At 34.8% G+C, this 25,488-nt stretch carries 33 protein-coding genes; 29 read left to right on the top strand and 4 right to left on the bottom strand.

Annotated elements, in window-relative coordinates; all coding sequences use genetic code 11:
* The first annotated feature begins 16 nt into the window (after positions 1-16).
* Positions 17-703, top strand: coding sequence for a Crp/Fnr family transcriptional regulator (locus CDIMF43_RS10730; RefSeq protein WP_162532934.1), 687 nt, complete (start codon positions 17-19; stop codon positions 701-703).
* A 22-nt stretch (positions 704-725) separates the two neighbouring features.
* The gene (locus CDIMF43_RS10725) at positions 726-1,433 is read left to right on the top strand and encodes a WecB/TagA/CpsF family glycosyltransferase (RefSeq protein WP_109841959.1); all 708 of its coding nucleotides are present in this window, start codon (positions 726-728) and stop codon (positions 1,431-1,433) included.
* Positions 1,434-1,448: 15 nt separating this feature from the next.
* Here CDIMF43_RS10725 and CDIMF43_RS10720 read toward each other — a convergent pair whose 3' ends face one another.
* Together CDIMF43_RS10720 and CDIMF43_RS10715 are read right to left on the bottom strand one after the other, a co-directional pair.
* Entirely contained in the window at positions 1,449-2,006 is a 558-nt protein-coding gene (locus CDIMF43_RS10720; RefSeq protein ID WP_233218316.1) for a nucleotidyltransferase family protein, read from the bottom strand.
* Positions 2,007-2,099: 93 nt separating this feature from the next.
* Positions 2,100-3,905 carry a M3 family oligoendopeptidase gene (locus CDIMF43_RS10715; RefSeq protein ID WP_109841958.1) on the bottom strand — a complete coding sequence of 602 codons (1,806 nt, stop codon included), beginning with the start codon at positions 3,903-3,905 and terminating at the stop codon, positions 2,100-2,102.
* 183 nt (positions 3,906-4,088) lie between these two features.
* Between CDIMF43_RS10715 and CDIMF43_RS10710 the strand changes: the two genes are divergently transcribed.
* The 4 genes from CDIMF43_RS10710 to CDIMF43_RS10695 all read left to right on the top strand — a co-directional run bounded on the left by CDIMF43_RS10710 (position 4,089) and on the right by CDIMF43_RS10695 (position 6,332).
* On the top strand, positions 4,089-4,391 hold the full coding sequence (locus CDIMF43_RS10710; RefSeq protein ID WP_109841957.1) for a DUF7649 domain-containing protein: 303 nt from the start codon (positions 4,089-4,091) through the stop codon (positions 4,389-4,391).
* A 92-nt stretch (positions 4,392-4,483) separates the two neighbouring features.
* Positions 4,484-4,993: a VanZ family protein gene (locus tag CDIMF43_RS10705; RefSeq protein ID WP_074403309.1), complete on the top strand. Its 510-nt coding sequence runs from the start codon at positions 4,484-4,486 to the stop codon at positions 4,991-4,993.
* Between the two features lie 12 nt (positions 4,994-5,005).
* The gene (locus CDIMF43_RS10700; RefSeq protein WP_074403308.1) at positions 5,006-5,530 is read left to right on the top strand and encodes a dihydrofolate reductase family protein; all 525 of its coding nucleotides are present in this window, start codon (positions 5,006-5,008) and stop codon (positions 5,528-5,530) included.
* A gap of 76 nt (positions 5,531-5,606) precedes the next feature.
* Positions 5,607-6,332, top strand: a complete 726-nt coding sequence (locus CDIMF43_RS10695; RefSeq protein ID WP_109841956.1) for a YebC/PmpR family DNA-binding transcriptional regulator — start codon at positions 5,607-5,609, stop codon at positions 6,330-6,332.
* Between the two features lie 28 nt (positions 6,333-6,360).
* Here CDIMF43_RS10695 and CDIMF43_RS10690 read toward each other — a convergent pair whose 3' ends face one another.
* Together CDIMF43_RS10690 and CDIMF43_RS10685 are read right to left on the bottom strand one after the other, a co-directional pair.
* The gene (locus tag CDIMF43_RS10690; protein ID WP_034568835.1) at positions 6,361-7,206 is read right to left on the bottom strand and encodes a YitT family protein; all 846 of its coding nucleotides are present in this window, start codon (positions 7,204-7,206) and stop codon (positions 6,361-6,363) included.
* 178 nt (positions 7,207-7,384) lie between these two features.
* Positions 7,385-8,377, bottom strand: a complete 993-nt coding sequence (locus CDIMF43_RS10685; protein ID WP_109841955.1) for a YeiH family protein — start codon at positions 8,375-8,377, stop codon at positions 7,385-7,387.
* Between the two features lie 115 nt (positions 8,378-8,492).
* On the opposite strand from CDIMF43_RS10685, the gene CDIMF43_RS10680 reads away from it, so the two are divergent.
* From CDIMF43_RS10680 to CDIMF43_RS10570, 23 genes are all read left to right on the top strand, one after another.
* A complete protein-coding gene (locus CDIMF43_RS10680; RefSeq protein WP_074403411.1) occupies positions 8,493-9,308 on the top strand; it encodes a LysR family transcriptional regulator in 816 nt (271 codons plus the stop codon).
* A 19-nt stretch (positions 9,309-9,327) separates the two neighbouring features.
* Positions 9,328-9,762, top strand: a complete 435-nt coding sequence (locus CDIMF43_RS10675; RefSeq protein ID WP_074403305.1) for a GNAT family N-acetyltransferase — start codon at positions 9,328-9,330, stop codon at positions 9,760-9,762.
* 26 nt (positions 9,763-9,788) lie between these two features.
* Entirely contained in the window at positions 9,789-10,001 is a 213-nt protein-coding gene (locus CDIMF43_RS10670; protein WP_074403304.1) for a hypothetical protein, read from the top strand.
* Positions 9,991-10,437 (top strand): universal stress protein, encoded by a 447-nt coding sequence (locus tag CDIMF43_RS10665; protein WP_074403303.1) that lies wholly within the window; start codon positions 9,991-9,993, stop codon positions 10,435-10,437. Before CDIMF43_RS10670 ends, CDIMF43_RS10665 begins: the two co-directional genes overlap by 11 nt.
* A 236-nt stretch (positions 10,438-10,673) precedes the next feature.
* Positions 10,674-11,744 (top strand): competence type IV pilus ATPase ComGA, encoded by a 1,071-nt coding sequence (gene comGA / locus CDIMF43_RS10660; RefSeq protein ID WP_109841954.1) that lies wholly within the window; start codon positions 10,674-10,676, stop codon positions 11,742-11,744.
* Positions 11,698-12,768 carry a competence type IV pilus assembly protein ComGB gene (comGB, locus tag CDIMF43_RS10655; protein ID WP_162532933.1) on the top strand — a complete coding sequence of 357 codons (1,071 nt, stop codon included), beginning with the start codon at positions 11,698-11,700 and terminating at the stop codon, positions 12,766-12,768. The genes comGA and comGB overlap by 47 nt, the downstream gene beginning before the upstream one ends.
* A complete protein-coding gene (gene comGC / locus CDIMF43_RS10650) occupies positions 12,765-13,082 on the top strand; it encodes a competence type IV pilus major pilin ComGC (protein WP_074403300.1) in 318 nt (105 codons plus the stop codon). The genes comGB and comGC overlap by 4 nt, the downstream gene beginning before the upstream one ends.
* Complete coding sequence (comGD, locus tag CDIMF43_RS10645) at positions 13,027-13,524, top strand: competence type IV pilus minor pilin ComGD (protein WP_109841952.1); 498 nt, start codon at positions 13,027-13,029, stop codon at positions 13,522-13,524. The genes comGC and comGD overlap by 56 nt, the downstream gene beginning before the upstream one ends.
* Positions 13,517-13,825, top strand: a complete 309-nt coding sequence (locus CDIMF43_RS10640) for a hypothetical protein (RefSeq protein ID WP_109841951.1) — start codon at positions 13,517-13,519, stop codon at positions 13,823-13,825. The genes comGD and CDIMF43_RS10640 overlap by 8 nt, the downstream gene beginning before the upstream one ends.
* Complete coding sequence (gene comGF, locus CDIMF43_RS10635) at positions 13,764-14,255, top strand: competence type IV pilus minor pilin ComGF (RefSeq protein ID WP_082985799.1); 492 nt, start codon at positions 13,764-13,766, stop codon at positions 14,253-14,255. Before CDIMF43_RS10640 ends, comGF begins: the two co-directional genes overlap by 62 nt.
* Positions 14,252-14,578 carry a competence type IV pilus minor pilin ComGG gene (gene comGG, locus CDIMF43_RS10630; RefSeq protein WP_109841950.1) on the top strand — a complete coding sequence of 109 codons (327 nt, stop codon included), beginning with the start codon at positions 14,252-14,254 and terminating at the stop codon, positions 14,576-14,578. The genes comGF and comGG overlap by 4 nt, the downstream gene beginning before the upstream one ends.
* Before the next feature lie 162 nt (positions 14,579-14,740).
* Positions 14,741-15,808 carry a M24 family metallopeptidase gene (locus CDIMF43_RS10625; RefSeq protein WP_109841949.1) on the top strand — a complete coding sequence of 356 codons (1,068 nt, stop codon included), beginning with the start codon at positions 14,741-14,743 and terminating at the stop codon, positions 15,806-15,808.
* Between the two features lie 88 nt (positions 15,809-15,896).
* Complete coding sequence (gene efp / locus CDIMF43_RS10620; protein ID WP_034568854.1) at positions 15,897-16,454, top strand: elongation factor P; 558 nt, start codon at positions 15,897-15,899, stop codon at positions 16,452-16,454.
* A 46-nt stretch (positions 16,455-16,500) separates the two neighbouring features.
* Positions 16,501-16,926, top strand: a complete 426-nt coding sequence (locus CDIMF43_RS10615) for an Asp23/Gls24 family envelope stress response protein (RefSeq protein WP_074403294.1) — start codon at positions 16,501-16,503, stop codon at positions 16,924-16,926.
* Positions 16,923-17,354, top strand: coding sequence for a transcription antitermination factor NusB (gene nusB, locus CDIMF43_RS10610; RefSeq protein WP_034568858.1), 432 nt, complete (start codon positions 16,923-16,925; stop codon positions 17,352-17,354). Before CDIMF43_RS10615 ends, nusB begins: the two co-directional genes overlap by 4 nt.
* Before the next feature lie 207 nt (positions 17,355-17,561).
* Positions 17,562-18,401 (top strand): bifunctional methylenetetrahydrofolate dehydrogenase/methenyltetrahydrofolate cyclohydrolase, encoded by an 840-nt coding sequence (locus tag CDIMF43_RS10605; protein ID WP_167554678.1) that lies wholly within the window; start codon positions 17,562-17,564, stop codon positions 18,399-18,401.
* Positions 18,402-18,423: 22 nt separating this feature from the next.
* Positions 18,424-19,761, top strand: a complete 1,338-nt coding sequence (gene xseA, locus CDIMF43_RS10600; protein ID WP_109841947.1) for an exodeoxyribonuclease VII large subunit — start codon at positions 18,424-18,426, stop codon at positions 19,759-19,761.
* Complete coding sequence (locus CDIMF43_RS10595; protein ID WP_074403292.1) at positions 19,761-19,991, top strand: exodeoxyribonuclease VII small subunit; 231 nt, start codon at positions 19,761-19,763, stop codon at positions 19,989-19,991. The genes xseA and CDIMF43_RS10595 overlap by 1 nt, the downstream gene beginning before the upstream one ends.
* Before the next feature lie 12 nt (positions 19,992-20,003).
* Positions 20,004-20,894 (top strand): polyprenyl synthetase family protein, encoded by an 891-nt coding sequence (locus CDIMF43_RS10590; protein WP_109841946.1) that lies wholly within the window; start codon positions 20,004-20,006, stop codon positions 20,892-20,894.
* An 8-nt stretch (positions 20,895-20,902) separates the two neighbouring features.
* Positions 20,903-21,721 (top strand): TlyA family RNA methyltransferase, encoded by an 819-nt coding sequence (locus CDIMF43_RS10585; protein WP_109841945.1) that lies wholly within the window; start codon positions 20,903-20,905, stop codon positions 21,719-21,721.
* A 184-nt stretch (positions 21,722-21,905) separates the two neighbouring features.
* Entirely contained in the window at positions 21,906-22,355 is a 450-nt protein-coding gene (gene ahrC, locus CDIMF43_RS10580; protein ID WP_034568869.1) for a transcriptional regulator AhrC/ArgR, read from the top strand.
* A gap of 36 nt (positions 22,356-22,391) precedes the next feature.
* Positions 22,392-24,089: a DNA repair protein RecN gene (gene recN / locus CDIMF43_RS10575; protein ID WP_109841944.1), complete on the top strand. Its 1,698-nt coding sequence runs from the start codon at positions 22,392-22,394 to the stop codon at positions 24,087-24,089.
* Positions 24,090-24,305: 216 nt separating this feature from the next.
* Positions 24,306-25,475, top strand: a complete 1,170-nt coding sequence (locus CDIMF43_RS10570; RefSeq protein WP_074403288.1) for an efflux RND transporter periplasmic adaptor subunit — start codon at positions 24,306-24,308, stop codon at positions 25,473-25,475.
* Positions 25,476-25,488: the final 13 nt, after the last annotated feature.

Raw genomic sequence — 25,488 nt, 5'->3', positions numbered from 1 at the left:
ATGGATGGAGGTAGCAATGGATAGTCTATATGGGAAAAATACGATAAAAAATTTATTTGGCAATGAAAAACTAGCCGATTTAATATTAGATCATCATAATGTCAAGATTAAACCGCAAGTGATGAATGTTCCAAGAAAAAAAATAGTCATTGAAGAAAATACAGTACATGAATTTTTTTATTTTATTAAAGAAGGAATATTTATTTTAAAGAAAGGCAATCAAATTGTTGATTTAATAGGACCCACATCAGTAATTGGTCTCTATGATTTATTTGTCGGGGAAAAAGCTTCTTTGAGCGTGATTAGTTTAACGCCTGCCGTATTAGTAAAGATAGGGAAAGAAGAGTTGCTTGCTAAAATATTTTCAATCCAAGAAGGGGCTATTTTCCATATTAATTATATGCATAGCGCTTTAAATAGTTTGATTTCGCATCGAAATTTGTTAGGACTTCCTTTAAAAAAGAGACTATTAAAAGTAATGGAAAAACTAGCAATTAATTTTGGAAGTGAAGATCAGGAATATTACTATTTACCCAAAGAAATGACCACTCGCATTGTAGCAAATTACTGCAATTGCAACGTGAATACAATCACCAAAATTTTTAAAGAATTTGTTGCAATGGAATGTTTATTATCTACAAATAAGCCCTATATTTTAAATCGTAAAAAAATTGAGAACTATTATTCAGTCTGTAAAGACTAGCTAATAAGGAGGAAACCTATTCATGAGAGTAACGTTTTTAAATTGCAATGTAGATGATGTCACATTAGCAGAATCTGTCGTGAAAATTGAGGAAATCATCAAAAAAAAACAACCCAGTCAACACATTACAATCGATCCAAGTAAGATTAATGCAATGCAAAAAGATCTCTCCCTTAGATTAATCGTAAATAAATCCCCGCTAATTAATACAGCTAGCCCTGCAATTTTATATGCTAGTAAAGTGTTGAAGAGACCACTTCATCAAATCGTTTCGACCAAGCTCTTATTTATTGAGCTCCTAAAAAAATGTGAGGAACATGGTTACCGTCCATATTTTTTTGGATCAAAGGATACAGCACTTGAAGGCGCAGTAAATTATATAAAAAAAATGCATCCAACAATTGACATTGCAGGTTGTTCTATTGGTTATTTAAAAAGAGAAGATCCACTAGAAGTAGTGAAAGAAATTCAAAAGTCACAAGCAGATATTTTATTTGTAGCCTTTCCAAGCCCTCAAAAAGAATATTGGATTGACGAATATATAAATCAGTTGAAGGTTCCATTCGTAATGGGAGTAGGTGTTGATTTTGACGTATTAGCAGATGAAATTAAGACAACTCAACTAACGAAAATAAGTAAAAAAATAAGGAGATTCCAGCCCAAAAACCTCTTTGAAAAGACCGTCTTATTCGTTTACACACTAAAAGCAAGAGTAAAATCACAAAGTTAAGAAAGAGCTCGATCCTTAATCCCAGTAAAGTGTTACATTGGGCCAGATTTCCTGCCAGGCTTTTTGATACACTCGTTGTTTATAAATGGCCATTCTTTTAGGATCTGCTTGATAATAAGGTGTAGGTACTACCTTAAAATGAATTAAATCAGAAATACCATAAGGCGCAATCAGTTCAAGTGTTTCATTTTTCATTCGAATTCCGATTGCTGTACAAGTTTCTGGGAATTTACTAATCGCGTCTTCGACAGAACGATAAGGTAACGTATTGGGATTGTGTCGATGCATGTCACATTGATTTCTTAGTTCCCATTGATAAAAAGGATACATTTTTTGAAGTTGATCTTGAATCAGAAGAGTGGATTCATAGGAAACATCAGGAGCAAAGAAAATAATGTCAAGATCATTGGATAAGTGATTTTTTTTAGTTGATAAATGATTCCAGATGGTACTTCGAATCGTTCCAGCATAAAGGCAAGCTTGTGGCAAATGCAATTCTTCGACAATTGATAGAATCGTCATTAACTCAGGATTATTTGAAATACAGTTCATTAAATCTTGTTGATTTTTCATAGGAAAACCTCCCTTCAATTGAATGTCAATCACCTTACGTTACAGAAAATACCCCTATTGAAAAAATAGAGGTATTTTCTATAAAGAAAGGGATTAAAGATTATTGGTTAACTCAATAAATTCTTGTACATCCGCTTCCATCAGTTTGATTCCTGCAACCCAAAAATCAGGTTTTGTTAAGTCTACGTCAAGGTGTTTCATCGCTAGCTCTTCTGTTGTCATTGAAGCAGTGTCTTTTAATAAGGCAATATACTTATCTTCAAAATCGGCTCCTTCTTCTAACGAACGAGCGTAGATTCCTAAACTGAATAAATAGCCAAAGGTATAAGGGAAGTTGTAGAAGGGCACATCTGAAATAAAGAAGTGCAACTTGCTAGCCCAAAAATGCGGATGGTACTGACTTAAGGAATCTTGGAAAGCTTCTTTTTGGGCTTCTTCCATCAATTCAGAAATGCGCTCTTCAGAGACGATTCCAGTTTGGCGCTCCTTGTAAAAATTAGATTCAAAAATAAAGCGAGCATGAATATTTAAAAACATCGCGATGCTACTTGAAATTTTTGTATCTAAGAGCATGATTTTTTCTTCCGTTGTTGTAGCTTCTTTGACAGTAGCGTCTGCAACGATCATTTCAGCAAATGTACTGGCTGTTTCAGCAACGTTCATCGCATAATCTTGGTTGAGGATTGGCAAGTCTTTCATCACGTCAGAATGGAAAGCATGACCTAGCTCATGAGCCAACGTTGAGACATCACTTGGAGATTCTGAATACGTCATAAAAATTCGTGATTCTTTACTTTCAGGGAAACCTGTACAGTAACCGCCAGGGCGTTTTCCACTACGATCTTCTGCCTCAATCCAAGAATGGTCGAAGGCGTATTGTGCAAAATCAGCCATTTTTGTACTGAATTTTCTAAAGTTGGCAACGATAAAATCAGCACCCTCATCAAAAGGATAAACTTGTGGTTTGTTTGAGCCAATAATGACTGGCGCATCAATGTCTTCCCATGATAATTGTGTTTTTCCAAAAAGTGTTGCTTTTTGATTCAGATAGTCAATAAATGGTTTTTTGTGATCCCTTACGGCTTGCCACATCGCATCTAAAGTTTCTTTTTTCATTCGATTATAACGCAAAGGTTTCTTTAAAAAGTCTGTTGTATGGTGAGCTTTGTAGTTGGCTAATCGAAAACCAGCTAAATGATTTAAAGTATCTGCAAACAAGGGTGCTTTTTTTGTCCAGACAGCTTCCCATTTTTCAAATAATTGTTTCCGAACAGCGCTATCAGGATCATCACTCATTTTATTGAATGCCTGTCCAGCAGAAAGAAGAGAAACCGAACCATCTTTTTCTTCAAAAGGAATTTCAATCGTTGCAACTAAACTGTCGTAATGGTCGCTCCAACCTTGGAAACCATCGATACTTAAAGCGTTGATTAAAGCTTCTTCGGCTTCGCTTAATAATTCTTTGCCGTCTTCTCTTGTTTCATTTAGACTAAAAGCGATAGCTTTAAATGAAGGGATTTGAAGCAATTCTTGCCATTTATCTTCAGAAATAAGAACTAATTTTTTAACTAAAATCGTATGGATTGTTTGAAATTGGCTATTTAACTCTAATAATTGACCTGTAACAGTGCCTGCATTTTTATCAGAGACATCGGCGGATTGAACGGCTTCAATAAAACTAAAAGCTTGAGTTAGTCCCATTGAAATATTTTCTTCTAAAGTTAAAATAGCTGAAAATTGAGAAACATTTGGCTGATCTTGGTTAAAATCCCAAGCTTGTACCTGGCTTGTTAAATCCTCTAGCTGAGTGTGTAATCGTGTAATCTTTTCTTGCAATGCTACAGAGGTGCTACCTCCGGGGAAAATTGAATCTAAATCCCAATTAATATGATAAGTCATTCATGACATCCTTTCTGAATTCTAATAAATCTATTATAACTCACTTTTTCAAAATATGAAAATAAACTTTATCATCTAAAATCAGCCTTAAGTTGCAGAAGAAGTTCCGGCTTTTGTCGGTCGTATAGCTGATAAAGAACAGCTAAACTAAGAGTATCACTTAAATGGAAAAGAGGAAGAAACATGAGTCGTAATTTTAAACTATTTTTATTAATTGAAGGTGTGTTAGCATTATCAATGCTTTCAAGTATTGTAACAAGACCGCTATTATTACTAGTTATTATCGGAAGTTTTATTGTAATGACGTTAGCAAAGAGAATTCAAAATAGTCAGTTGGGGAAAATTGCTTGGTATACAGGCGTAGGTGCGTTAGTTTATGGAGCCTTTATTTCAGGAGCATTTGCACTCATGTTAATTGTTGCATTAATCTGGCTGCTTGTATTTGGATTAGACGAGTTACGTCAACAAGCGAATCGTAGAATTTAATTAGAATCACTCTTTTCTTAAGGGAGAAGGGTGCTTTTTTTTGTGAAAAATAGTAAACTGATAGAGCAGATATTGAAATTGGAGGAAATCAAATGAAGAAAAAAACATCCTCAAAAGAAAATCTTTTTATTCTTTTGGCTATTTTAATTATGGGGATTCTCTTTTATAGTTCATCACAGCCTTATAGTAAGCAAACAGTAGCACCAATGCTAGAAACGTTATTGAAAAATGAGCCATTAAAAGATCTTTTGAGTACGGTTCATTTTAATTACGCAGGAAGTGAAGTTAGTATTGCTACGAAAGGTTATTCACATTTTGTCGAATTTTTCATTCGAAAAGGTGCCCATTTTGGCACGTATTTTTTACTTGGCCTCTTTTGGTTTTTAGGTTTAAAAGGCAAGATGCGTTCAACTGAGTTGGCATTTTTAATTTCTTGGCTGTTAGCAGCAGGGTATGCTTCATTTGATGAATTTCACCAGAGCTTTACAGCAGAACGAACGCCTCTATTTCAAGATGTTATTTTAGATAGTGTGGGGGCTTTAACCGGTATTTTAATGGTCTATCTTTTTGTTCGCTTGAGAAAAAATAGAAAACGCAAATAAGGAGGAAAAGGAATGAAACGTTCGGTAATTTTATATATTGCAGCTTCTCTTGATGGGAAAATTGCTAAAAAGAATGGCGATTTGAACTGGTTGTATCAAACTGAAAATGATGGTGATAATGGGTACTATGCTTTTATGAAGCAAGTAGATACAACCATTATGGGGCGAACTACTTATGACGAAGTCTTAGGTTTTGATGTACCCTTTCCATATGAGGACTATGACAATTACGTTGTAACCAGTCACGCACCAAAAGAAGGGCATCCAGAAGTTACTTTTGTTGATGGTGATATTGTCCATTTAGTTGAGAGCTTAAAAGAAAAAGAAGGGAAAGATATCTTTTTAATTGGTGGTGGAAATTTAATCGCTCAATTTTTAGAAAAAGATTTAGTTGATGAACTGATTCTTTCCATTGCACCGGTTTTAATCGGAGAAGGCGTTCCCTTATTTTCTGGCAATTATTTAGAAAAACGGTTTAAATTAAGTGAGCTAAGACAATACAAAGATCTTGTCCAAATGCATTATGTAGCGGAATAACATGAGAGTTGTAAAAAAAGATTTAGTTGATAAAATAGAAGAGAAGCACATTACACGATGAAATGAGGGAACAGGAATGTCAGGACATTCAAAATGGAGCAACATCCAAGGACGTAAAAATGCACAAGATGCTAAACGTGGTAAAATTTTCCAGAAAATATCAAGAGAAATTTATATGGCCGTTAAAAGTGGTGGACCTGACCCTGGTATCAACCCGCAATTGCGTATGATGATTGATAAAGCTAAAGCTGCGAATATGCCAAATGACAATGTAAAAAGAGCGATCACAAAGGGAAGCCAAACAGGTGAAGGCGAGCACTATGATGAAATCACTTATGAAGGATATGGCCCAAATGGAATTGCGGTTTTAGTTCATACTTTAACCGATAATCGCAATCGGACTGCAACCAATGTTCGAGTAGCCTTTAATAAAAATGGTGGTTCAATTGGTGAAACCGGCTCTGTGGGGTATCTGTTTGATCGTAAAGGTTATCTAGCGATTGAACGAGCAGGCTTAGACGTGGACGAAGATACCATGTTGCTGAGCGTTTTAGAAGCAGGTGGCGAAGAGTTGGAGACAAGTGAAGAGGTTTTCGAAATTTATACAGATCCAACTGATTTTACAACCGTACGGGATGCACTTGAAGCAGAGGGATACAAACTTGCTCAAGCTGAAATCACGATGGTTCCTCAAACAACCGCAGCATTACCTGCAGACAAAGCGGAGTTGTTTCAAACCATGTTAGATAAATTGGAAGATGACGATGATGTTTCAGAAGTCTTTCATAATGCTGAAATGTAAAAAAAGATCCTCTTAAGAGGATCTTTTTTTATTCACTCGTAATTTGTTTCGTAAAACCTTCCCCTTCGACACTTTGAACATCATTAATGATGAAAAAGGCTTTTGGGTCATACTTATTGACAATTTTAGTGACTTGTAATAATTGTTGACGGCTAACAACTGTATATAAAATATCTTTATTTTGTTTGAAATAATAGCCATGACCATGAAAAACAGTTATGCCGCGTTCTAATTCTTTTTCAATATCTCGAGCAATTAAATCATGTTGATCTGAGATAATGGTAATAGATTTTTTAGGATTAAATCCTTCCAATAAGAAGTCTAGGACTTTTGTAGATACGTAGAGCGAAACGATTGTAAATAACATATTTTGAAGCCCAATAACAAAAGCCGATGGAACCACAACAATCAAGTCGAAAAATAACAAGGCATAGCTTGTATTCCAACCTAAGTACTTATTCGCTAGCTTCGCTAAAATAGCACTTCCAGCAGTAGTGCCACCACCTAACATAATCAAGCCCATTCCTGTCCCCATCAAAGTTCCTGCGGTGATGGCTGCAATAATCGTTTGATCGGTCAAAAAATGCCAGCTTTCGGTCACTCGTAAAAAGAATGAAAAAATAGCGACTGCTAAAATGGTTAAATAAACAGTACTTTTATCCAAATATTTATAACCAATTACTAGTAAAACACTATTAAATAACAGGTTTGTTAAGGCTGGCGCCCAAGCAAATAAATAATAAAGAACCATCGTTAAACCTGTTACTCCACCTTCACCAAGTTTATTTGGCAAAGCAAAAACATTTACAGCAAGAGAAAAAATAAAAGCTCCTACTATAATCTTTACTAAATTTAAAATCTGTTTTTTTGTCATTTTTTCTCCTCTCCCAATTGACGTGATTCCCAAAAAAGAAGACACCAAGTGATTGCGTTCAAATCACTGGAGCCTTATAGTGAAACACGAATATTTCTCACTCTTAAGTGTTGTTTTACGTAACATCAATTAGTGAAAATATAGCATAAAACCGTTTAATAGGCAAGAGGACAATTGATTAAAACAGAAGTGAAATCAGCGCCATAGCAAGCAAAACTTGTACCGTTCCAAGAGTCAAACCATAGACAATCAAGCGGTTGCCTTGTTTTAATAAATGACTAAAATTTAAGCGTAAGCCAATTCCTGCAAGGGCAATAATTTCAAACCAACTACTGATGCTATGCATCAAAGAACTTGCAAACTCAGGGATAAACCCAATACTGCGAAAGAAGCAAACTATAAAAAAGCCAATTACATACCAAGGAATCTTCACCATTTTTTTTGGGGACTGCTTTTGAATCGATGTAGTTGATTTTTGTTTGTAGCGTCCAAAAGCGTAAACAACGACAACTAAAAATAAAATTCGAACAATTTTAAAAATCGTTGCCATTGCTAAAATTTCAGGATTAACCATGCTGCCACTAGCAACTACTTGGCCAACAGATTGCAACACGCCACCAATTAAAGCCGAGCTTTTTAAGGTATCTTGCTGATACAAGAAGAGACTGATTAGTGGCAAAATTAACATTAAAACCGTTCCCATTAAATTCACAATAGTAATCGTTAAGCCTCGATCTTCTTCGTTAGCATCAATGACAGGAGCAGTAGAAGCGATTGCGGATGAGCCACATACTGCATTTCCACTAGCCATTAATAGTCGAATATTTTGTGAAAAAGCGAGTTTCCTCCCTAAATAGATCGCTGCAAAAATCGTTCCAGTCATTTGCAGCATAATAAATAAAAGACCATGTCCACCTAATAATGAAATTGTTTGAAAGGTAATCGTGCCGCCAAGTAGCACGATGGAATAAGCTAACAAATTACTTTCTGAAAATTTTGTACCATTTGCATAAATTGAACTTTTAAAAAAAGTATTCCCTAAAAAAATACCAATTAAAATCGCAAATGTTGCAGCCCCTAAGCTAGGGAAAATAAGAGCAATCCCTTTACTGATTAAAGCGACGCAACTGGCTAGCAATAGCCCAGGAAAATAAGATTTGATTGTATTCATTTATTGTACAGCTCCTTTAATCTAATGACTAAAGTATACGGGATATGGTATTATTATGGAAATAGTTATTTTAAATGATTTCAATTACTTTTTTTTATGGAAAGGGTTAAAAAACATGTTCAAATTTTTAGAGACCTATAAAGTTGTTTATGAAGAACTAAATTTTACCGTTGCAGCTGAGAAGCTGTTTATTTCTCAACCGACTGTTTCCACTCAAATTCACAAACTAGAAGAGATAGTTGGAGCGCCGCTCTTTGTTCGCAATGGTCGAACAGAAATGAGCCCAACTGAAAGTGGCAAATTGTTTTATATTCAATGTAAGGAAATGCTGGAACTGTGGGAAGATTCGATTCACGAAGTCCAGTCTTTAAAAGGTATTTTACGAACGACGTGTAAAATTGGCGCTTCTCATACGATTGCTGTTCATTATTTGCCAGCGATTTTAAAGGATATTCAAGAACAATTTCCATTAGTTGATTTTGAAGTCTATCTAAGCAATTCAGAGGATGTTTTAAAAAAAGTTGAAACACGAATGTGGGATTTTGGTTTTATTGAAGCCGCTCTTACCACAACGGAATTAGAGCGAGTTCCTTTTCTAAAAGATGAATTAGTAGTAGCCGGTAAAAAAGAGGAGACCTTGTGGCTCATCCGAGAAAAAGGATCTGGCATTCATCATTTTACGATGGATTATTTCGACACCTACAATATTCAACCACAACAAAAAATGATTATTGAAAGCAACGAAATGATCATAAAATTATTAGAAAAAGGCATTGGGAAAACACTCATATCTAAACAAGCAGTAGGAACTATTCCCTTTGAATCCCTCAAAGAACCGTTAGAAAGGGAACTGTATTTAATCAAACCCAAACAACAAAATAAAGTCCTTCAACAAGTAGTAGAGGCATTTTTTAACGCATTAAATAAATAAATATTTAGGAGGGGAATCAATGGAAATACGTGAAATGCAACAACAAGATGAGCAATCAATCAATCGATTGTTAAATCAGTTAGGCTACCCAATGAGTGTGGAAGAAACAGCAAGGCGACTAACTAAAATCAAAAAAGAGAAAGCCAACAGTACAACCATTATAGTAGCCGAAGCGAGTAATGGAGAAATTTTAGGTTTTGCTCAGTGGCTAGTATTAGATTCTTTGTTATTTGAACCACTAACGTATTTAATCGCTTTAGTAGTAGATGAAAATAGTCGTTCAAAAGGAATTGGCAGTCAGTTGTTACAACGTGTGGAGGACTGGAGCAAAGATCATGGAATGGATGGAGTGATTCTGCATTCTGGTGTTGAACGTCACAAAGCTCATTGTTTTTATGAAAAATCAGGTTATCAAATTCGAAAAGAACAGAAAAATATTTTAAAGCTATTTTAAACTATAAAAGCAGAAAAGGATGTTGAATGAAGAAAGAAAAAACCAGAGTAATCATGGATTTAGAAAATCCCAAAAAAAGACCATCTATAAAAAGGCTATCTAAAAAAACTTTGTTTTTAGATAGCTTAAATTATTCTACTTTTTCAGCAGCCTCCCTACCAACTAGAGGGTATTTTTGTACATTTAAAACTGTAACCGCTATAATAAAGAAAAGGGGAGGCGAAGAAAATGGAAAATGAATATCGACGTATCTTAGTAGCGGTGGACGGATCGGAGCAATCGAAGCATGCGTTTTATAAAGCGGTAGAAGTTGCTAAACGAAACAATGCAGAGTTAGTTATTGTGCAAGTCTTAGATGACAATAAGGGGTTAAACAATATCACTCAGAATCTCAAAGAATTTGCTTATGTATTAAATATTGAAGAACAAAAAATTGAAGAGAATTTATCTGATTTATCAAGTAAAGCAAAAAAAGAGCTGAACCATGTTCGGAGTATATTCAAAATTGGAAGTCCTAAAAAATTAATTGCCACCCATATCCCTGAAAAAGAAAATAGCGACTTAATTATTGTAGGTGCTACAGGTAAAAATGCAGTTGAGCTTGTTCTAGTGGGCTCCGTATCAAGTTATGTAGTAACCCATGCGTTATGTGATGTGCTAGTGGTACGTAAATAAGGTAGGAAAATGTGTGCTAGTTTATACCAATCTAATGTCTTCCCCTCTACGCTGTTGTAGAGGTTTTTTTTGTATTAAAAAGACCACCTATTTTCTGAATAGGTGGCATACGTAATCAATTTTGTTTCATTCGTTCCCGAATCTGTCAAATACATATCGTTGTCTCTATTTTTATTAAAAAAAAGGAAGCATGACAAATTTGCGAATACTATTAATGAGTAGGAAAGGAGGAAATAATGAGTAAATCGATTGAAGAATTTGCAAAACATTTGATTAAAAATTTAGCAAAAAGAGGCGCAAGTGATATCCATATCTTGCCGACAAGGAACCATTATCGTATTTACTTTAGAACAAGTAACGAACTAATTGAATGGCAAAAAGTAACTATAGAGTTAGGCTCCCGTTTGATAGCGTATTTTAAATTTTTAGCCAATATGGAGGTCAGTGAAAAACGTAAACCACAAAGTGGCGCAGCTGAATTTGAAATAGGAGAACTACAAAAATCATTACGTTTTTCAACAATCACAAATTTTAATTACCAAGAGTCAATGGTGATTCGTCTATTACTGAGTAAACAAGACTGCAAATTAGAAGAAACAACCTTTTTCCCAAAAGCAATTGGAGAGCTACAGCAATTAGTATCAGCTAAAAGTGGTTTAATTTTATTTTCAGGTCCGGTAAGTTCAGGAAAAACGACGACCATGTATCAATTAGTCAAAGAACAAGTCGATAAAAAGCAAAGTCAAGTTATTACGATAGAAGACCCTGTGGAAATAGAACAACCAGAATTTCTTCAAACCCAGCTTAACGAAGAAGCAGGTATTACCTATGAAGTAATTTTAAAAGCAAGCTTAAGGCATCATCCAGATATTTTGATTGTGGGAGAAATTAGAGATAGCCAAACCGCTAAAAATGTTCTGCGTGGCGCGTTAACAGGGCATTTAATTTTAGCTAGTATTCATGCAAAAGATACAGAAGGTGTTCTTTTAAGAATGTTAGAATTAGGTGTTAGTTTGCTACAGTTGCAACAAGTGTTATTGGCAGTTGTCAGCCAACGATTGATTGCGAAAAAGTGTTCATTGTGTGAGGGAAATTGTCACTTTTTTTGTACTCATTTTCCTCATGATCATAAAAAAGCAACATTATACGAAATTTTATCTTATCAACTATTAGAAAAAAGACTACAAGAGCTAAAAAAAGAAATTTTTAATCAAAAACGAACTAATGGATTTAATGAAGTCTTAAGAAAGGCCTATGTGTATGGATATATTACAAAAGAAAGCTATCAGCAATTTCAAATTAGATAAAAAATTTACTGAAAAAAGAAAAGCCTATTTCTTAATAAAAACGGGATTATTGGTAGAAGAGGGATTTACTCTTAAAGAAGCTTTAGTATTTTTAAAAATGATTATGCCAAAAGAAAAAGCGTTGATTCAGAGTATCATAACAGGACTAGGAGAAGGACATGAATTTCATCAACTTTTAAAAGAAAAAAAATTTAATCAGCAAATTACAACTCAACTTTATTTAGCACAAGTTCATGGTGCGTTTGGTCGAACCTTATTGACAACAGGAAAGACTATCGAAGAAAAAATAACACAACAACAAAAATTAAAGAAAATTCTTAGTTACCCTTTGTTATTAATGGGGTTGATGATAGGAATTGTTTTAGCCATGAGAATTTTATTACTGCCCCATTTTGAACAATTATTTCAACAGCAAAATACGCAAGAAGTTTCTTTTATTAGTCGGTTTTCAATAGGTTTGATTCTGCATTTCCCTTCGATTTTTATTTATTTTGTTTTAGGAGGTAGCTTGATTTTGTTTGTATTCAATAGACGACTCGCTCAATTATCTGCAATAAAAAAAACGACCTTTTTCACTTATGTACCTTTTTTAAGGAAGCTGGTTAAACAGTACTATACTGCCTATTTTAGTATTGAATGGAGCCATTTATTTAAAAGTGGCTGTTCAATGCAAGAAATCATTCAGTTAATGAAGCAGAAAGAAACACTGCCTTTAATGCAAGAATTAGCGATGATAATGGAAGAGGAATTATCACAAGGGAAAAAATTTAATGAAATTTTCAACCAGTTTGCTTTTTTTAACCAAGAAATAAACTTTATCGTCTTTCATGGCGAAACAACGAGTAAATTGGGAGCGGAACTGGCTATTTATGGACAAGATTGTCAAAAAGAACTTCTTGAAAAATTAGAAAAAGGCTTAAATTGGATTCAACCACTGATTTTTATGATTGTCGCTTTTTTCATTTTATGTGTTTACCTCGCACTACTTTTACCAATGTTTACAATGATGGAGGGAATTGGATGAAGAAAAAACTATTAAACAATAACGGATTTACTTTAGTGGAAATGATTTTGGTTTTATTTGTGATTTCGGTGTTGCTCATTCTCGTAATACCTAATGTGACAAAACAAAAAGAAAAAATTGATCATCAAGGAACAGATGCACTCGTGACCGTTGTTGAAACGCAAATTGAACTGTATCAATTAGAAAAAGGAAATGTGGAATCCGTTACTTTTGAAATGTTAGAAAAAGCAGGCTATTTGAAACATAAGCAGGTGAAAAATGCCAAAGATAAAGGGATTAAAATTAATGGGACAGCTGTTAGTGGACCATCTTAAAAAAAGCAATCAGGGGTTCACTTTATTAGAAACCGTACTTGTTTTAATTGTCTCAAGTATAGTGTTAGGGATGCCGACACTTATCGCTAAGTCAGTTGTAGAAGAAGTAAAACGCAATCTATTTTTTGAAGAATTTCAAAGTAAATTGACAAGTATGCAAACCGTAGCGTTACTTTCTAATGAGCGAGCGAAAATTACTGTTTTAAAAGCTGGGGAGATTAAGTATGAAATAGAGGGGCAACCAGCACATCGTTTCAATAAAGCACGTTTTTTACCTGAAAAGCTGACGACACCAACAGATAAGGTTTTTTACTTTAATTCAGGAACTGGGAATGTGTCTAGTTTTAGTACAATTTATTTTAATAGTAGCAAAAAGCAATATCAATTTAAATTTCAAATTGGAAGTGGGCGTTATTTTTTTGAAGTATTGGAGAATGAATGAGGGCTATTTGTTAGTTGAAGGATTAATCACATTTTTATTGATTACGATTGGCATTTTGATTTATTTGCCAATTGTAATTGGCTTCTTACACCATATTCAAGAACAAAAACTAGAAGTAGAAGCTAGTAGAATTTTATACGAGCAAACTCAACAGATGTCAGAAACAGGTGTTTGGAAATCCGGCAGCCATGAATGGGAGATTAAGCTATTGGAAAATAAAGGATTAGGAGGGATTAAAGTTGTTGATCAAGCAACTCACTTTTCTAAAGAAGAAGTGCTACTTCACACAAACTTTGACTAATCAAAAGGGCTTTACGTTAATTGAAACGCTTTGCGCCCTTTTTATCTTAGTTTTAAGTATCTCTCTTCTTTCAATCAGTGTGAGCCAATTTCAATTGATTCGAAGGCAAACTTTTCAAGATCGCCAATTGGAGTGGCATTTGTTTTTAAATCAATTAGAAAAAGAGTGGCAAAATCAAATCGTAATTAAAGTAACGCCAGAGAACATTCAAACTGAAAATGCCAAAGGGAGGATTAGCTACTATGAAAATTATCAGAAGATGGTGCGCAAAAGAACAAGTAAAGGCGGGCATCAACCACTTTTAGTAAAAGTTGAAAGGCTGACATTTCAAAAAAAAGCCCATTCAATTGTTCTTGATGTTCAATTTGAAAATCAAGAAAGGTATCGAAATCAACTTTCAGCTTGTTTTAAAGAGGAGCTGAAACAATGAATCAAAAAGGTGCCTTACTCCCAACTGCATTGGTTTTTCTAATCCTTCTTACTTTATTATTACTAGGAACTTTGAAAATCTATCAAAATCAATACGAACAATTGCAGGTGATGAAAGATCACTATCAAGCTAGAACGATGATGTCTTTAACTAAAAAAAAATTAAAAGAAGGAAGTAATGAAAATTGGACAAAGGGAAAATTTGAATTTCAGTCTGGAAAAGTAGAAATCGTAAAACAAGATGCCTATCAATTTGCTGTACAAATTACATTGAAAAATAGCTATCAAGAAAAAGAAAATATTCAATTTTCAGAAAAAGAGTAACCCAATTAAATGGTTGCTCTTTTTTATTGCTGTAAAAGACTAGAATAAGTAGAATATTCGTTGTAATCAGACGGGTTTCACGATATAATAAAATGAATTGTATAAATTTGTATGGAACGAAAGAGTGCCATTTAAATAAAAAAGATTTGGGAGGGAACGTCAATGAATCGAATTGAAAAATTACGTAAGGGTATGAAACAAAGAGGCTTAGATGCGCTATTAGTAACAAGTCCTTATAATTTACGTTATGTCTCTAATTTTACAGGAACAACTGGTTTAAGTGTGATTACATTAGATGAAGCCTACTTTGTAACGGATTTTCGTTATACAGAGCAAGTTGCCAAACAAGCAATAGGATTTAAAATAATTCAAAATCAAGGTCCAATTTTTGATGAAGTTGTTAAATTAGTTGAAGAAAATAAAATTGAAGCACTGGGATTTGAGCAAGATTTTATTACGTTTACAACTTTCGAATTATTCGAAGAAATCATTCCAGTTGAAACAGACTTAGTACCCGTTTCAGGATTGATTGAAAGTCTTAGAGAAGTAAAAGAAACCGTTGAGATTGAAACCATAAAAAAAGCATGTTCCATTTCAGATGCGGCTTTTAATTATATCTTAGGCGTTATCAAGCCAGGAATGAGTGAAATCGAAGTTGCCAACTCACTTGATTTTCACATGCGCAGTTTAGGCGCCAGTGGCGTTTCTTTTGAAACGATTGTTGCCAGTGGCCTACGTTCAGCAATGCCTCACGGGGTTGCGAGTTCAAAACTGATTGAAAAAGGGGATTTTGTAACCTTAGATTTTGGTTGTTATTATGAAGGTTATGTTTCTGACATGACAAGAACGATTGCTGTTGGTGAACCAACTGAAAAATTAAAAGAAATCTATCAAATTACACTTGAAGCTCAGTTAAAAGTGCTTGAAGTAGCAAAACCAGGTATGACAGGCAAAGAACTAGATGCTGTAGCAAGAGATCATATTAAGAGCTTTGGATATGGTGAAGCTTTCGGTCATTCAACAGGGCATGGTATTGGATTAGAGATTCACGAAGGGCCGAATGTTTCGAAACTAGCAGAAAAAGCATTTGTACCAGGTAATGTGATTACGAATGAACCCGGTATTTATTTACCAGGAATCGGTGGCGTTCGAATTGAAGATGATTTAGTGATTACGTCAACAGGAAACGAAGTAATTGTTCATTCACCAAAAGAACTAATCATTTTATAATCAGATTGAAATAACAATTCAATAGTAAGAATGAGAAAAAAATGCTACACTAAATAAATAGAATAGAGAAGCTCTAGGAGGAAATTAAATGATTTCAGTAAATGATTTTAAAACAGGCTTGACAATTGAATTTGATGGTGGAATTTGGCGTGTTGTAGAATTCCAACATGTTAAACCAGGTAAAGGAGCGGCTTTTGTCCGTTCAAAACTTAAAAACCTTAGAACAGGTGCTGCTCAAGAAAAAACTTTCCGTGCAGGAGAAAAAGTAGCAAAAGCACAAATCGATAACCGTAAAATGCAATATTTATATGAAAGTGGTGGCGCTCATGTCTTTATGGACAGCGAAACTTACGATCAATTAGAATTACAAGAAGCGCAAATTGAAGAAGAATTGAAATATTTGAAAGAAAATATGGAGGTTCAAATCATCATGTATGGAGCTGAAACATTAGGAGTTGAGTTGCCAAATACTGTAGAGCTTCGTGTAGCAGAAACAGATCCTGGTATCCGCGGTGATACATCTTCAGGGGGAACAAAACCTGCTAAAATGGAAACAGGTGTCATGATCAACGTTCCGTTCTTTGTCAACGTAGACGATGTTTTAATCGTTAACACACAAGACAATTCATATGTATCAAGAGCTTAATACGAAAAAATTAGATCAATCTATATAAAAAGTGGAGGGTTGCCCTATGGCTGAAGAATCAAAATTAACCTTACAAGACAATAAAGCAAGCTTGGGAGAAATTGAAATCGCACCAGAAGTAATAGAAGTGATTTCAGGAATCGCAGCAAGTAAAGTAGAAGGCGTTTATGCAATGCATGGCAGCTTAACTTCAGGAGTGACTGAATTATTTGGACGCGTAAATCATAAAAAAGGTGTCCGTTTAACAGTCGATGAAGAGGGCTTGAAAGTAGATGTTTATTGTTACTTGAACTATGGCGTTGCGGTTCCAAAAGTAGCGTTAGAAATGCAAGAAAAAATTCGTCAACAATTATTATTTATGACAGATATTGAACTAACTGAAGTCAATATCCATGTTGTAGCAATTGTCCCAGAAAAAGCTGAGATTCAAAAATTAATCGATTTAGAAGATGAAGATGGTGAAGATGCGTGAGTTTAACAAGACGCGAGATTAGAGAAAAAGCTTTACAAACATTATTCCAACTTGCTGCTAACGAAGATCTTTCTGCGGATCAAGCGATGCAACAGGCTTTAACAAGTCACGAAGAGCTTGCTGACGAAGTAGACAGAGTTGCAGTACCTAAATATTTGGAATTATTAACTTCAGGAGTAACAGAACATCAAGCCGTCATTGACGCAAAAATTGAAGAAAATTTAGCCAATTGGTCAATGAAACGCCTAGCAAAAACCGATTTAATGATTTTACGTATTGCCATTTTTGAAATGCTTTATGTGACGGACGTTCCTGCTAAAGTGGCATTGAATGAAGCTCTTGAAATTACAAAACTTTACAGTGATGAAAAATCTCGTAAATTTGTTAACGGAGTTCTAGCAAAAGTAGCCGATGAATTAGCTGAATAATTATAAAAAAAGAGACTGCTTGTGGGTCTCTTTTTTTATGGAATCATTTAAAATATCCTAAAAACGAATGAATTTAATAAATCTTACTTTAATTGTCGTTATTTTCGTTGTTAAAAGCCTTTATTACTATTTTGAAGCTTTTTATTGTGGTAAAATAGAAATGCAAAATGAATTTTAAGGAGTGGGTCAGTAGTGAGTGCAACGATAATGGATGGTAAAGGCTTGGCAGATGAAATGCAAGTTGAAATGCAAGAAATGGTTACAGAATTAAAAAATAAGGGAATTACACCTGGTTTAGTTGTGCTGCTAGTAGGCGAAAATCCGGCCAGTCAAACCTACGTTAAAAATAAGGAAAAAAGAGCGATTGCACTAGGTTTTCATTCTGTTGTAGAACGTTATCCAGCGACGATTTCAGAAGCTGAATTATTAGAAGAAATTGAAAAATTCAATCAAGATGATGACTTTCATGGTATACTAGTGCAGTTGCCTTTACCTGAGCATATTGATGCAGATAAAGTACTAAATGCAATTGATTCAACAAAAGACGTGGATGGCTTTCATCCTGTAAATATGGGGAAATTATTAATTGGAAAGCCAGATATGATTCCATGTACTCCTTATGGTATTATGAAACTATTAGCTCGGTATAATATTGACATTGCCGGAAAAAATGCCGTGATTATTGGTCGTAGCAATATTGTTGGCAAACCAATGGCTCAGCTTTTATTAATGGAGGATGCCACTGTTACCATCGCTCACTCTAAAACAAAAAATTTAGCAGAGGTTGCAAAACAGGCAGATATTTTAGTTGTTGCAATAGGGCGAGGTCATTTTGTAACAAAAGAATTTATCAAACCTGGTGCAGTTGTGATCGATGTCGGAATGAATCGTGACGAAAACGGCAAATTGATTGGAGACGTGGCAACGAGTGAAGTTAGCGAAGTAGCTGGATTTTTAACACCAGTTCCAAAAGGCGTAGGCCCGATGACGATTACAATGTTGCTTTATCAAACAATCAAAAATGCACGTAAAAAAGGAAATCAATAGAAGCAAATAAGGAGGAATCCTTTTGACGACAGAATATTTAACTGTTACAGCACTAACGAAATACATTAAACGTAAATTTGATCAAGATCCTTATTTAGAGCGAATCTATTTAACAGGAGAAATTTCAAATTTCAGAATGCGTCCAAATGCACATCAATATTTTAGCTTAAAAGACAATCAGGCTAAGATTTCCGCAATTATGTTTAAGCCTGCTTTTCAAAAATTGAAGTTTACACCTGAAGAGGGAATGAAAGTCCTAATTGTTGGTCGCATCTCTTTATATGAAGCCAGTGGCAATTATCAAATCTACGTAGAACATATGGAACCTGATGGCGTAGGTGCGTTGTATCAAGCTTTAGAAGAAACTAAAAAAAAATTACGACTAGAAGGATTATTTGATGCACCAAAGCAATTAATCTCAACTTTTCCTAAAAAAATAGCTGTCATAACGAGTCCAACTGGAGCTGTTGTAAGAGATATTATGACGACAGTTAAAAGACGTTATCCAATTGTACAGTTAGTCATTTTTCCCACACTAGTTCAAGGGAATCAAGCCGCAAAAGATATTGTTAAAAATATTAAACTAGTAGAAGAAATCGGCGATTTTGATACGATGATTATCGCCCGTGGTGGCGGCTCGATTGAAGATTTGTGGCCATTTAATGAAGAAATGGTTGCAAGAGCTATTTTTGAAGCCACGACTCCAAGTATCTCCTCAGTAGGACATGAAACAGATACAACAATTGCTGATTTAGTAGCAGATGTGAGAGCTGCTACACCAACTGCAGCAGCAGAGTTGTCCGTACCCTTATTAGCAGATGAACTTATGAAGATAGAACAATTAAAACTTCGCTTAATGCAAGCCTTTAAAGGGAAAATTGACGTATTAGATCATCGTCTAAATCGCAGTTTAAGTTCGTACATTTTTAAACAACCTGAGCGTCTATACGAAGGATACGCACAAAATTTAGATTTAGCCACGGAGGGTTTGTTTCGCAATATAGAAGAGAAAATTAATCAAAATAATCATCGTTTGAGTTTATTGGATTTGAGGTTAAAAGCCCATAATCCAACACAATTAGTCGAGCAAAAACAACAAGAAATAACAGTTTTAACCCAGCAATTGTCTCTTCAAATGAGACGCTATATGGATGAAAAAACACAAACGATTCATGTTTTAATGCAGTCTCTTGATTATTTAAGCCCTTTAAAAATCATGGATCGCGGGTATAGTTATGTCACTAAAAATGGCGAAGTGATTAAAGAGTCCGAACAAGTTGAAAAAGATGAAGTGATTGAAATTCATTTGCATAAAGGAAAAATTGAAGCAAAAGTGACTAAGAAAGTTGAGGAAATCTAATGACTGTAAAAAAACAAATTAAATTTGAAGAAGCAATGCAACAACTAGAAGAAATCGTAACCAACTTAGAGCAAGGCGACGTTCCTTTAGAAGAGGCTTTAGAGCAATTCCAAAAAGGGGTAGGTCTGAGCAAAATTTGTAAAGAAACGTTACAAAATGCTGAAAAAACATTAACAAAAATGGTAGATGAAAACGGCGAAGAAACCCTTTTTGAAACAGATTCAGAATAAGGAGTAACCTAAATGAACTTAATTGATTTTCAAACGCAACAAATGCCCTTGTTTGAAGACTTTTTAATCAATACATTGAAAAAAGAGCTTTCACCCAATTCAACGTTGTATCATGCGATGGACTATTCTGTTTCAGCAGGCGGCAAACGAATTCGACCGTTGCTTGTATTGGCAGTACTAAAGTCATTTGGCAAAGATCCAAGAACAGGGTTTGAAGTTGCGACAGGGCTAGAATACATTCATACCTATTCCTTGATTCACGATGATTTACCAGCAATGGATAACGACGCACTAAGACGAGGAAAGCCAACCAATCATATTGTCTATGGTGAAGATATGGCAATTTTAGCAGGTGACGGTTTATTGACCTATGCTTTTGAAGTGATTGCAACAAGTTCTTTATCAAATGATAAAAAAGTGAAGCTGATTGCAGCATTAGCTAAGTCGGCAGGACCAACTGGGATGGTAGCAGGGCAAGTAGCAGATATGGAAGCTGAAAAAAAACAAGTTCCTTTAAAGGAACTAAAAGCAATTCATGCTAGAAAAACGGGGGAATTATTACGTTTTGCAGCTATAGCTGGCGGGATTGTAGGAGAAGTTTCGCCATCAGCTTTAAATGCACTTGAACAATACGCGCTTCATTTGGGACTGGCTTTTCAAATTCGAGATGATGTGATGGACATTATTGGAGATGTGACGGAGTTAGGGAAAGAAACGGGCATGGACGCGATTCATGAAAAAAGTACTTATCCTAATTTATTGACATTAGATGGAGCCATTGAGGCATTAAATGAAGAATTAAGACAGGCGAAAAAAGCTCTTAATTACGAAAAAAATAATGAAGTATTTGACGCAAGTCTTTTAAATGAGATTGCCGATATGCTTTTGATAGAAGAAAGATAGGCGATGGAATGAAGAAAGAACGAGTGGATATTTTATTAGTCGAACAAGGACTATTTGAAACAAGAGAGAAAGCAAAACGAGCAATTATGGCGGGTCAAATCTACAATGAAAAAGAAGAACGTTTAGACAAACCAGGTGAAAAAATCTCACAAGAGTCTGTTCTGAAAATCAAAGGCGAAACATTGCGTTATGTAAGTCGTGGCGGATTGAAACTTGAAAAAGCTTTAGAAGTATTTGACGTAGATGTAACGGATAAAGTTATGTTAGATATCGGTTCTTCAACGGGTGGATTTACCGATGCGGCTTTACAAAATGGTGCAACAATGAGCTATGCGTTAGATGTTGGTTACAATCAATTGGCTTGGAAGTTAAGACAAGATGAGCGTGTAGAAGTTATGGAGCGCGTTAATTTTAGACACAGCAAATTAGAAGACTTTACCAAAGGTCAACCAGAATTTGCGACAATTGATGTTTCTTTTATTTCTTTGCGTCTGATTTTGCCAGTGCTAAAAGAGATTTTAAAACCAGGTGGCGATGTGCTAGCGCTAATTAAACCACAATTTGAAGCAGGTCGTGAAGGTGTTGGCAAAAAAGGAATCGTTCGTGACCCTGCTGTTCATAAACAAGTATTAGACGATATGATTCAATTTGTAGTTGGGATTGGGTATGATGTAATGGCTCTTGATTATTCACCAATTACTGGTGGTGAAGGCAATATTGAATTTTTAATGCATTTAAAATGGAACGACAAAGTTACTGGAACTGTAAATTATAGCGTTAATGCAGAGTCTACTTTAGCTAGTGCTTACGAGCGTTTAAAAAAATAAACTAAAAAACAGTGCTGAATGAGAATGAAATCTTATTTTAGTGCTGTTTTTTGAGTATGAATATACATTTAGTGTTAAAAACAGCTATATTTTTTACTTAATTCTTTATTCCGAAAGTAAAATACGTTATGATAGAGTTAAATCATTGCATAAATATACTGTTTTTAGAAAACGAGGTGTAATCATGAAGAAAAAAGAAAGACATCGGTTATTACAAGAGTTGATTCAGGATAATGTAATTGAAAAACAAGAGGACTTTGTGCGTATATTAGAAGAAAGAGGAATCGTGGTCACACAAGCAACGATTTCACGAGACATCAAAGAACTTCATCTCGTAAAAGTACCCTCACAAACTGGCGGCTATCGCTACAGCATGCCACCAGATGCACAATACGATACATCAAAAAAATTAGAACGATTGGTAAAAGATGCTTTTGTTTCGATTGACATGCAGGATTACTTTCTCGTGTTAAAAACGATTCCAGGAAATGCATATGCATTAGGCTCGTTAATCGATTCTTCAAGTTTTGAAGGTGTCTTTGGAACGATTTGTGGCGACGATACTGTCTTGATTATTTGTAAATCAGCAGAAGCTGCGACAAGAATTAAAGATCATTTTTTACATTTACTATAAAAATTAAAAGCAAAAACGGTTTTGAGAGGTGAAAACATGTTACAAGAACTAGCCATTAAAAATTTCGCGATTATTCACGATTTGTCCTTAAGTTTTGAAAATGGAATGACGGTTTTAACTGGTGAGACGGGTGCCGGTAAATCAATTATCATTGATGCAGTCGGTTTACTAGCAGGGGGAAGAGGCTCAAGTGAGTTTATCCGTCATGGCGAATCTAAATGTGTCCTAGAAGGTTTATTCTCATTAAATAAAGAAGCAATTACGTTTGATTTGTTAAAAGAATATGATATTGATTTTGAAGACCATACCGTTTTGATTCAACGAGACATTCACCGAAATGGGAAAAATGTCTGTCGTGTGAATGGACGCTTAGTCAATATCGCTACCTTACGCTTGATTGGTGAAACGATGATTGACATTCATGGTCAAAATGAGCACCAAGAATTAATGAATCCAGAACGTCACTTAGGAATGCTAGATCAATTTGGTAATGAGACATTAAGTCGCTTAAAAGGAGATTATCATCAAACTTATCTAGCCTACCAAACCGCTAAAACAACTTATGAGAAGTGGCAAAATAGCGAACAAGAATTAGCTCAACGAATGGATATGCTAGCCTATCAAACCAACGACATTGAATTAGCTGAACTAGTTGTTGGAGAAGATGATTTACTAGAAGAAGAAAAAAACTTATTAGTTAATTATCAACGAATTGTTGGTGCCCTTTCAGTTAGCTATGATGCTCTGCAAGGAGAGGAAGGTAGTGGCATCGATTTAATTGGCAGTGCGATGACTGAAATGAGTGGAATTGAAGAAATCGATGGCAAGTACAAACAAATTTCTGAAAGTATTTCCAATAGTTATTTTCAACTACAAGAAGCAGCTAGTGATATTTTAAAAGAAATGGATCAGCTAGCCTATGATGAAAATCGTTTAAATGAAATCGAGAAGAGACTTGAACTGATTCATCAGATGAAACGAAAATATGGTGATTCTTTAGCTGAAATCATGAATTATTATGAAAAAATAACTATTGAATTAAGCCAAATTCAAAATCGAGAAGATCATATCTACACATTAACGACGGAACTCAAAGAATTATCAGAACAATTGACCAAAAAAGGACAAGCATTATCTGAAAAAAGACAAGAAATTGCGAAAGAGCTAGAAATCAGTATTCATGAGCAATTAAAAGAGCTTTATATGGAAAAAGTTATTTTTGAAGTTCGCTTCCTTTCAAAAGAAACAACTGGCAAAAGCTTTAACGAACATGGAATTGACCAAGTCGAATTTTATATTGCAACCAACCCAGGAGAACCCTTAAAACCATTAGCAAAAGTAGCTTCTGGTGGCGAACTTTCCCGTATGATGCTAGCAATGAAAACGATTTTCTCACAAAACTTAGGGATTACCAGCATCATTTTTGATGAAGTGGATACCGGCGTAAGTGGACGAGTAGCACAGGCGATTGCAAATAAAATTTATTTAGTAGCTGTTCATTCACAAGTTTTATGTATTACTCATTTGCCACAAGTTGCAGCAATGGCAGATCATCATCTTTTCATTTCCAAAACGGTCGTGGGAGAGCGAACAGAAACCCATGTTGAGTTGTTAAAAAAACCAGCTAAAGTACAAGAAATTGCCCGAATGCTAGCAGGAACTGAAATTACTAAATTAACTTTAGAACATGCAAAAGAATTACTAGAACTAGCAAAAACCGAAAAACAAAAATAGAGTTAAAAAAAGAAAATCAACTTGCTGATTTTCTTTTTTTTTTGAAAAATAAAATAATAACCGTTATCTAAATGTGACGATTTTGTGACAAAAAATCCATGTTCACCTACAACCTAAGGATGATTTTTATCTAAACTTTCAATTAAAGGGTTCTCATAAATGGTTAAAATAGATATACTTATTAGGAATTATTAATTAAAAAATAGGAGGCTTACAATGAAGAAAAAGTGGATCGTTGGTATTGTGGTAGTGGTTGTATTAATTATTGGTGGATTCGTAGTAAAAAGTATGATGAAATCAAGTACAGTAGAAGAGGCTGGGAAAAGTGCTAAAGTCGATGATGGAATTGACTATTTTGACGTACCAGATGTTGAGCAAGTATACATCAATGGAGTGGTGACACCAGATCAAACAGAATCATTTGCTAAAAATGAAAAACTAGGAACACAGCCAGAAATTAAAGTAAACAATGGCGATATTGTAGATCAAGGGACGGTTTTATTTACTTATGAAGATAAAGAAGTTACCCAATTGATAGAAGAACAAAACAATACAGTAAGTAGAAATCAAACAAAACGCAGCAATACAATTGCCAGACGAGATAAAGCAATTGCTAGTTTTAATGCAACACCTGAAGAAGAACGAACAACCTCAAAAAGTGCATTAGAATCAGAATATACGGAAGCCTTAGCAACAATTGATGAAGACATTCAATTTTCAACAAGTACAATTGCTAATTTGAAAGAAAAACAATATGTGAATACAACAGCAAAATTTAGAGGACAAGTAGCCATTCCAGAAATCAAGGATGCAAATGCTCCAATTTTAAAATTAACATCTGAAGGCTATTACGTATCTGGAAAAGTAAATGAAAAAGATTTAGCGAAAATTACGATTGATCAAAAAGCCAATATTCAAATTGTTCCAACAGGTAAAACCGTAAGTGGGAAAATCACTTATATAGATAATAATCCGCCAGAAACAGCTGGAGCTGAAGGTGCTGCAGATGCTACAGCAGGTGCAGAAGCGGGTATGTCATCTTACCTAGTTAAATTAGCCTTAGATTCATTTGAAGGTGTAAAGAATGGCTACCATGTACAAGCAACCATTAATTTAAGCAACGATCCAATTGAAATTCCAACGAAAGCAATCCAAACTGAAGGGGATATTCGTTACGTATTAGTCAATGATTTTGGATCAGTGATTCGTCGTGAAATTCAAACTGGCGAAGAAAAAGGAAAAAATACAGTAGTAACATCAGGACTTGAGTCTGCTGATAAAGTGATTGTATCTTCTAAGAAAAAAGTTAAAGAAGGCGATTTACTAGAAGGCGATCATTCAGATAAAACAGATGCTGCTAATGGCAATGTTACAGTTGAAAATTAAGGGGGCGTAATCA

Source organism: Carnobacterium divergens, from assembly GCF_900258435.1.
In the GTDB taxonomy this organism is placed as follows: Bacteria; Bacillota; Bacilli; order Lactobacillales; family Carnobacteriaceae; genus Carnobacterium; species Carnobacterium divergens_A.
The sequence above is the reverse complement of the archived record's forward strand: the minus strand, read 5'-3'. Positions and strand labels throughout refer to the sequence as shown.